Origin of the sequence: Streptomyces sp. RP5T (genome assembly GCF_003933965.1) — a bacterium.
GTDB lineage: Bacteria > Actinomycetota > Actinomycetes > Streptomycetales > Streptomycetaceae > Streptomyces.
Genome location: NZ_RSAJ01000408.1, coordinates 1 through 7,785 on the forward strand (window position 1 = coordinate 1; position 7,785 = coordinate 7,785).

Annotated in this window: 8 protein-coding genes; 5 read left to right on the forward strand and 3 right to left on the reverse strand. The window is 71.4% G+C overall.

Annotated elements, in window-relative coordinates:
* Window positions 1-80: 80 nt before the first annotated feature.
* Window positions 81-1,175, reverse strand: coding sequence for an adenylate/guanylate cyclase domain-containing protein (locus EHS43_RS31505; protein WP_125194093.1), 1,095 nt, complete (start codon window positions 1,173-1,175; stop codon window positions 81-83).
* 127 nt (window positions 1,176-1,302) lie between these two features.
* Window positions 1,303-2,166: a biotin--[acetyl-CoA-carboxylase] ligase gene (locus tag EHS43_RS31510; protein ID WP_125194094.1), complete on the reverse strand. Its 864-nt coding sequence runs from the start codon at window positions 2,164-2,166 to the stop codon at window positions 1,303-1,305.
* A gap of 111 nt (window positions 2,167-2,277) precedes the next feature.
* Here EHS43_RS31510 and EHS43_RS31515 point away from each other — a divergent pair, with 111 nt between their 5' ends.
* The 4 genes from EHS43_RS31515 (at window position 2,278) to EHS43_RS31530 (ending at window position 4,955) form a co-directional block, all read left to right on the forward strand.
* Window positions 2,278-3,873 carry an acyl-CoA carboxylase subunit beta gene (locus EHS43_RS31515; protein ID WP_125194095.1) on the forward strand — a complete coding sequence of 532 codons (1,596 nt, stop codon included), beginning with the start codon at window positions 2,278-2,280 and terminating at the stop codon, window positions 3,871-3,873.
* A gap of 17 nt (window positions 3,874-3,890) precedes the next feature.
* A complete protein-coding gene (locus EHS43_RS31520) occupies window positions 3,891-4,097 on the forward strand; it encodes an acyl-CoA carboxylase subunit epsilon (RefSeq protein WP_125194096.1) in 207 nt (68 codons plus the stop codon).
* Window positions 4,098-4,187: 90 nt separating this feature from the next.
* Window positions 4,188-4,316, forward strand: coding sequence for a morphogenic membrane protein MmpB (gene mmpB, locus EHS43_RS48215; RefSeq protein WP_107405694.1), 129 nt, complete (start codon window positions 4,188-4,190; stop codon window positions 4,314-4,316).
* 18 nt (window positions 4,317-4,334) lie between these two features.
* Window positions 4,335-4,955: a nucleoside triphosphate pyrophosphatase gene (locus tag EHS43_RS31530; protein WP_125194097.1), complete on the forward strand. Its 621-nt coding sequence runs from the start codon at window positions 4,335-4,337 to the stop codon at window positions 4,953-4,955.
* Here EHS43_RS31530 and EHS43_RS31535 read toward each other — a convergent pair.
* The gene (locus EHS43_RS31535) at window positions 4,924-5,430 is read right to left on the reverse strand and encodes a hypothetical protein (protein ID WP_125194098.1); all 507 of its coding nucleotides are present in this window, start codon (window positions 5,428-5,430) and stop codon (window positions 4,924-4,926) included. The two genes, EHS43_RS31530 and EHS43_RS31535, sit on opposite strands and share 32 nt — an antisense overlap.
* Window positions 5,431-5,808: 378 nt before the next feature.
* On the opposite strand from EHS43_RS31535, the gene EHS43_RS31540 reads away from it, so the two are divergent.
* The gene (locus EHS43_RS31540; RefSeq protein WP_125194099.1) at window positions 5,809-7,581 is read left to right on the forward strand and encodes a biotin carboxylase N-terminal domain-containing protein; all 1,773 of its coding nucleotides are present in this window, start codon (window positions 5,809-5,811) and stop codon (window positions 7,579-7,581) included.
* Window positions 7,582-7,785 lie beyond the last annotated feature (204 nt).

The window sequence follows — 7,785 nt, forward strand, 5'->3', positions numbered from 1 at the left end:
GTCGACCCGGCCCGCGCCGGGCCTGTGCGTGCCGATCATCGGGCTGTGCGTGCAGCAGGGCGGCTAGGACGTGTTGCGCCCTAGGCGGGCGGCAGGTCCCTGCGGCTCAGCAGCCAGGGTTCGACGACGCCGAGTCCGCGGACCGGCCGCTGCCACATCGGCTGGAGCGCGAAGCGGTACGTCGGCGGTTCCTCGCCCTCCTTCTCGGCGGTGGCCGCGGCCTCGGCCGCCTCGGCCTCGGAGGCCGGCGCCTCGCCGTGGCGGATCAGCTCCTCGGCGAACGCGCTGTCGACGAGGACGGCGTCGCGGGGAGCTATCGAGGTCAGCCGGGAGGCGAGGTTCACCGTCGTGCCGAAGACATCGCCCATGCGGGTGGTGACCGTGCCGAAGGCGATGCCGACGCGCAGCTCGGGCATGGTCTCGTCGTTGGCCATGGTCTCGATCAGCCGCAGCGCGATCTCGGCGGCCACGGCCGCGTCGTCGGCCGCGTACAGCACCTCGTCGCCGAGGGTCTTGATGAGCCGCCCGCCGCGCGCCGCCACGAGGTCCGCGGCGGTGGTCTCGAAGGCCTCGACGAGTTCGCCGAGCTCCTCCTCCTCCATCCGGCGGGTCAGCCGCGTGAACCCGACGAGGTCCGCGAAGCCCACGCACAGCCGCCGGTCGACCATCTCCTCGTCGTCGGCGGCCTGCACGACCCGGCCCGCCGAGGCGGCGAGCTGGCGGCGCCAGACGTAGACGAGGAACTCCTCCAGCTCGGGCAGGAGCAGCTCGATGATCGGGTACGTCACCTCGGTGCGGGTCATGCCCGGTTCCGGGGGCTCGGTCAGGCCCTCCAGGAAGGAGTCGATCTGCCACTCGGCGAGCCGGGCGGTGGTCTGCCCGGTGGACCGCGCCACCTGTACGGCCATGGCCTCGCTCAGCAGCCCCGCCTCGACGAGACCGGCGAGCCGGCGCAGCGCGAGGACGTCGGCCTCGGTGAACGCCTTGGCCTGGCCGACGTCGGCGAAGCCCATCGCCCGCCAGAAACGGGTGGCCAGCTCCATGGAGACACCGGCGGTGCGGGCCGCCTGAAAGGGGGTGTAGCGCCGCTCGGCACCGAGGATGAGCTGTTCGAGACGCACGGCGAGCGGGTGCGGGGTCGCGTCCGCGCCGGAGCCCGTGTCGTCTGCGGTCACGCCTGCTGCCCTTCCGATCTGTCACGGTCAGGTATCGACCGGCCTCAACTGTACGGCAGGTGTGCGCCAGCTCACTCCCGTGGGCGCCGAGAAGGGGGGCCTGCTCTCCCGGGCCGGTTCCGGGTCGTCACGCCGGTCGCAGGTGCACGATGTCTCCCGCCCCGACCGGCTCCTGCACACCCTCCTCCGTCGCGATCACCAGGCGGCCGTCGCCGTCCACCGCCACCGCCTCCCCCACCAGTGAGCGGTCTCCCGGCAGCTCGGCCCGGACCCTTCTTCCCAGCGTGGCGCACCCCGCCGCATACGTCTCCTGGAGTGCGCTCACCGTCGGGTCGCCGGCCGCCGCCCGCCAGCGGTCGTACCACTCCTCCAGGGACCGCAGGACGGCCCGCAGCAGGGGGTCGCGGTCCGTGCTCACCGCTCCGGCCAGCGCCAGTGAACCCGCGGTGGGCACGGGCAGCTCGTCCTCCCTGAGGGTGACGTTGATGCCGACGCCCATGACGACCCCGTGCTCGCCGGCCCGTTCGGCGAGGATCCCGCCGGCCTTGCGTTCCTCGCCGCCCACGGTCACCAGGAGGTCGTTGGGCCACTTGAGGGCGGTGTCCACGCCCGCGCTGCGGGACAGGCCGGTCGCCACCGCGACCCCGGTGAGCAGCGGGAGCCAGCCCCAGCGCGCCACGGGCACGTCGGTGGGGGTCAGCAGCACCGAGAAGAACAGGCCGGAGCGGGGCGGCGCGCTCCACCGGCGGTCCAGGCGGCCGCGCCCGGCGCTCTGCTCCTCGGCGACGAGGATCGCGCCCTCGGCCGCCTCGCCCGCTGCGGCACGGGCGACCAGGTCGGAGTTGGTGGAGCCGGTGCCGGACACCACCTCGATCCCGGACCACAGCCCGCCCTCACGGACCAGCCCGCGGCGCAGCGCGGCGGCGTTGAGGGGCGGCCGGTCGAGGTCCGACCAACGGCTCTCGTCTCCTGAAACATCTCGCGGCGTCATGCAAGCCACCCTAGGTGTGTGAAACGCCGCACTGCTGATTCGTAGGGGCACCACTACTCTACGGATGAGTAACCGTCCCCCCTTTTGAGCAGGCAGGGAGCCGCGAGACCGATGTCCGAGCCGGAAGAGATCGACATCCACACCACCGCGGGCAAGCTCGCGGATCTCCAGCGCCGCATCCAGGAGGCGACGCACGCCGGCTCCGCACGCGCCGTCGAGAAACAGCACGCCAAGGGCAAGTTGACGGCCCGTGAGCGCATCGACCTGCTCCTCGACGAGGGCTCCTTCGTCGAGCTGGACGAGTTCGCCCGGCACCGCTCCACCAACTTCGGGCTCGAGACGAACCGCCCCTACGGCGACGGGGTCGTCACCGGGTACGGCACGGTCGACGGCCGCCCCGTCGCCGTGTTCTCCCAGGACTTCACCGTGTTCGGCGGTGCGCTGGGCGAGGTCTACGGCCAGAAGATCGTCAAGGTGATGGACTTCGCGCTGAAGACCGGCTGCCCGGTCATCGGCATCAACGACTCCGGCGGCGCCCGCATCCAGGAGGGCGTGGCCTCGCTGGGCGCGTACGGCGAGATCTTCCGCCGCAACACCCACGCGAGCGGTGTCATCCCGCAGATCAGCCTGGTCGTCGGCCCCTGCGCGGGCGGCGCGGTGTACTCCCCCGCGATCACCGACTTCACGGTCATGGTCGACCAGACCTCGCACATGTTCATCACCGGCCCGGACGTCATCAAGACGGTCACCGGCGAGGACGTCGGCTTCGAGGAGCTGGGCGGCGCCCGCACCCACAACTCGGTGTCCGGCGTGGCCCACCACATGGCCGGGGACGAGAAGGACGCCGTCGAGTACGTCAAGCAGCTGCTGTCGTACCTGCCGTCCAACAACCTGTCCGAGCCGCCGGTCTACCCGGAGGAGGCGGACCTCGCGATCACCGACGAGGACCGCGAGCTGGACACCCTCGTCCCGGACAGCGCGAACCAGCCGTACGACATGCACACGGTGATCGAGCACATCCTGGACGACGCCGAGTTCTTCGAGACGCAGCCGCTGTTCGCGCCGAACATCCTCACCGGCTACGGCCGGGTCGAGGGCCACCCGGTCGGGATCGTCGCCAACCAGCCGATGCAGTTCGCCGGCTGTCTCGACATCACCGCCTCCGAGAAGGCGGCCCGCTTCGTCCGCACCTGCGACGCCTTCAACATCCCGGTGATCACCTTCGTGGACGTGCCGGGCTTCCTGCCCGGCGTCGACCAGGAACACGACGGCATCATCCGCCGCGGCGCCAAGCTGATCTACGCCTACGCGGAGGCGACGGTCCCGCTCATCACCGTCATCACCCGCAAGGCCTTCGGCGGTGCCTACGACGTCATGGGCTCCAAGCACCTCGGCGCGGACCTCAACCTCGCCTGGCCCACCGCCCAGATCGCCGTCATGGGCGCCCAGGGCGCGGTCAACATCCTGCACCGTCGCACGATCGCGGAGGCGGAGGCGAACGGGGAGGACCTGGAGGCGGTGCGCGCCCGGCTGATCCAGGAGTACGAGGACGCCCTCCTCAACCCCTACATCGCGGCCGAGCGCGGGTACATCGACTCCGTGATCATGCCGTCGGACACCCGCCGGCACGTGGTCAGGGGCCTGCGCCAGCTGCGCACCAAGCGCGAGTCCCTGCCTCCGAAGAAGCACGGCAACATCCCCCTCTAGCCCTGCCGGGAGCCGTCATGAACATCAAGGTCGTACGGGGAAACCCGACCCCGGAGGAGCTCGCCGCCGCCCTGGCGGTGGTCCGGGCCCGCGCCGCGGCGGCGACGGAGCCGTCCGGCGCGGAGGAGCCGAAGGCCGCCTGGTCCGACCCGTCGAGGATCGCGGGCCGCCGCCTGCCTCAGCCGGGTCCGACGGCCTGGGCTCGCTCCTGCTGGCCCGGCTGACCGGACCTGCCCGGGGGCGCGGGGAGCGGGGGCGCCGATTTGAGTACCCGTACTCAGGCGCCCGGCCCGGTCTGGCCGCACGCTGGAGGCATGCTGTGGTCCGACCCCGAGAACGAACCGCCGAAGGAACTGCGCGACATGCAGGACATGCTTCGGCGACTGAGCATCTTCCTGGCCCTGGCCATGGTGCTCGCGATGATCGTGATCGGGCTCCGCTGATCGGACTACGCTGACCGCATGACCGATCAGCCGCGCCGCCGACTCGTGCTCGCCTCCCAGTCCCCCGCCCGGCTGGGCCTGCTGCGCCAGGCCGGCCTCACTCCCGAGGTACTCGTGAGCGGGGTCGACGAGGACGCCGTCACCGCCCCCACCCCCGCCGAACTGGCCCTCGCCCTCGCCGAGGCCAAGGCCTCCGTCGTGGCCGCGAAGCCCGAGCTCAAGGGTGCGCTGGTGATCGGCTGCGACTCGGTGCTCGACCTGGACGGCGAGGCCCTCGGCAAGCCGGCCGACGCCGAGGAGGCCACGGCCCGCTGGAAGGCCATGCGCGGCCGCGCGGGCACCCTGCAGACCGGCCACTGCGTCTACGACACGACGAGCGGCCGGTACGTCTCGGCTGTCGCCTCCACGGTGGTCCGCTTCGGCGAGCCGACCGACGAGGAGATCGCCGCGTACGTCGCCTCGGGCGAACCGCTCTACGTCGCCGGGGCGTTCACCCTGGACGGCCGTTCGGCCCCGTTCATCGAGGGCATCGACGGCGACCACGGCAATGTGATCGGCCTCAGCCTGCCGCTGCTGCGCCGGCTGCTGGCCGATCTGGGCGTGGGCATCACGGAGTTGTGGGCGCCGGCGGAGGCGTGAGCGGCGGGCCGTCGGCCTCCTGCGGGGCCTCCGGCTCCCCGGCGCCCTCGGAGCCGCCCGGCCCCTTCGTGTCGTGCGGCTCCTGCGCCACCGGCCCCGGCCGTCCGTCGTAGGTCACGAGCATCAGCACGATCAGCCCGAGCATCACGACCATGAAGAGGAACTGCGGCCGGCCGATCAGCGCCCAGGCGACCGCGGCCAGCAGGCCGTGCACCACGGCAACGCTGATGAGCAGGACACGCCCGAGCCCGGCGGGCTGCCGGTCGCGCACCGCCACCAGCAGGGCGACCAGTGCGCACAGCGCGAAGTAGAGGCCGAAGACGACCCCGCCGATCTTCGAGGACATCGACATCGCGTCCGGGTCCAGCCCGGCCAGCGACATGTTCTGGGCGTCGACGAGATTGCCCATGATCCAGTTGAGCATCGCCACGCCGAACGCCTCCACGAGGAGGACGAACGCCACGACCCACGCCACCGGCCTGCGTATCACCGGGCCCCACCCACTTTCGAGCCGTGCTCTTGTTACCCGAAGTACGTTCAATACAGCGCGAACGCTACTAACGGGTAAACCGCGGGACAAGGGTTCGGCCGCGGGCAAAGAATCATTGGGCCATTCGTAGGGACTCCACAAAGATTCGGAGTGGTCCGCAGCACGCTCTCACAGAGACCTTGGCCACAGCGGAGGGCTAGGGTTTCCGGGAGGAGCCCTGCGTACCGAGGTGCGACAAGGGATTTCGCGTGTCGTGCAAGCTGGCATCACGCTCCGTGTGGGGAAGCTCACCACAGGGGACGGGTCGAAGAGCCGTGTCGGCAGTCCCTAAACTCGGCTTGTTTCAAGGAGGGAGCCTCAATCGTGCGCAAGGTGCTCATCGCCAACCGTGGCGAAATCGCTGTCCGCGTTGCCCGGGCCTGCCGGGATGCCGGTATCGCGAGCGTGGCCGTGTACGCCGACCCGGACCGGGACGCTCTGCATGTCCGCGCCGCGGATGAGGCGTTCGCCCTGGGCGGTGACACCCCGGCCACCAGCTACCTGGACATCGAGAAGGTCCTGGGCGCCGCGCGTGAGTCGGGCGCGGACGCCATCCATCCCGGATACGGCTTCCTCTCCGAGAACGCCGAGTTCGCGCAGGCGGTCCTGGACGCGGGTCTGATCTGGATCGGCCCGCCGCCGCAGGCCATCCGCGACCTGGGCGACAAGGTGGCGGCCCGGCACATCGCCCAGCGCGCCGGCGCGCCCCTGGTGGCCGGCACCCCGGACCCGGTCTCCGGTGCCGACGAGGTCGTGGCCTTCGCCGAGGAGCACGGCCTGCCCATCGCCATCAAGGCGGCGTTCGGCGGCGGCGGCCGCGGCCTGAAGGTCGCCCGCACCCTCGAAGAGGTCCCCGAGCTGTACGACTCCGCGGTGCGCGAGGCGGTGGCCGCCTTCGGCCGCGGCGAGTGCTTCGTCGAGCGCTACCTGGACCGCCCCCGGCACGTGGAGACCCAGTGCCTGGCCGACAAGCACGGCAACGTGGTCGTCGTCTCCACCCGTGACTGCTCCCTCCAGCGCCGCCACCAGAAGCTGGTCGAGGAGGCCCCCGCGCCCTTCCTCTCCGACGAGCAGGTCGCCGAGCTGTACCGCGCCTCCAAGGCCATCCTCAAGGAGGCCGCCTACGAGGGCGCCGGCACCTGCGAGTTCCTGGTCGGCCAGGACGGCACGATCTCCTTCCTGGAGGTCAACACCCGTCTCCAGGTCGAGCACCCGGTGACCGAGGAGGTCGCCGGCATCGACCTGGTGCGCGAGATGTTCCGCATCGCCGACGGCGAGGAACTGGGCTACGGCGACCCGGAACTGCGCGGCCACTCCTTCGAGTTCCGCATCAACGGCGAGGACCCGGGCCGTAACTTCCTCCCGGCCCCGGGCACCGTCACCAAGTTCGAGGGGCCGTCCGGTCCGGGCGTGCGCCTGGACGCGGGCGTCGAGTCCGGCTCGGTCATCGGCCCGGCGTGGGACTCCCTGCTGGCCAAGCTGATCGTCACCGGCGCCACCCGCGAGCAGGCGCTGCAGCGTGCCGCGCGTGCCCTGGAGGAGTTCCAGGTCGAGGGCATGGCCACGGCCATCCCGTTCCACCGCGTGGTCGTCAAGGACCCGGCGTTCGCCCCCGAACTGACCGGCTCCAGCGACCCGTTCACGGTCCACACGCGCTGGATCGAGACCGAGTTCGTCAACGACATCAAGCCCTTCGCCGCCCCGGCCGAGACCGAGGCCGAGGACGACGCGGACCGCGAGACGATCGTCGTCGAGGTCGGCGGCAAGCGCCTGGAGGTCTCCCTGCCCTCCTCCCTCGGCATGTCCCTGGCCCGCACCGGCCTCGCGGCGGGCGCCAAGCCCAAGCGCCGGGCGGCCAAGAAGTCCGGCCCGGTGGCTTCCGGCGACACCCTCGCGTCCCCGATGCAGGGCACGATCGTCAAGATCGCGGTCGAGGAGGGCCAGGAGGTCAAGGACGGCGACCTCGTCGTCGTCCTGGAGGCCATGAAGATGGAGCAGCCGCTCAACGCGCACCGGTCCGGCACGATCAAGGGCCTGTCGGCGGAGGTCGGCGCGTCGATCACGTCGGGCGCGGCGATCTGCGAGATCAAGGACTGACCACACCCCGAGGCGCCCCGCGGACCACAGCAACCGGTCCGCGGGGCGCCTCGTTCTCTCCGTCTCCGTTGCGGTGACACCGAGCCGGGTGTTGCCGAGGGCTGGGGCGCTGTGCGGTCGGGACGGGGGTTACCGGTCGTCACCTGCCGGTTCACTGACGAAAGCGCTCGGTGTGCCAGGGCTTAAGGGTCCTGCCTTCGACAC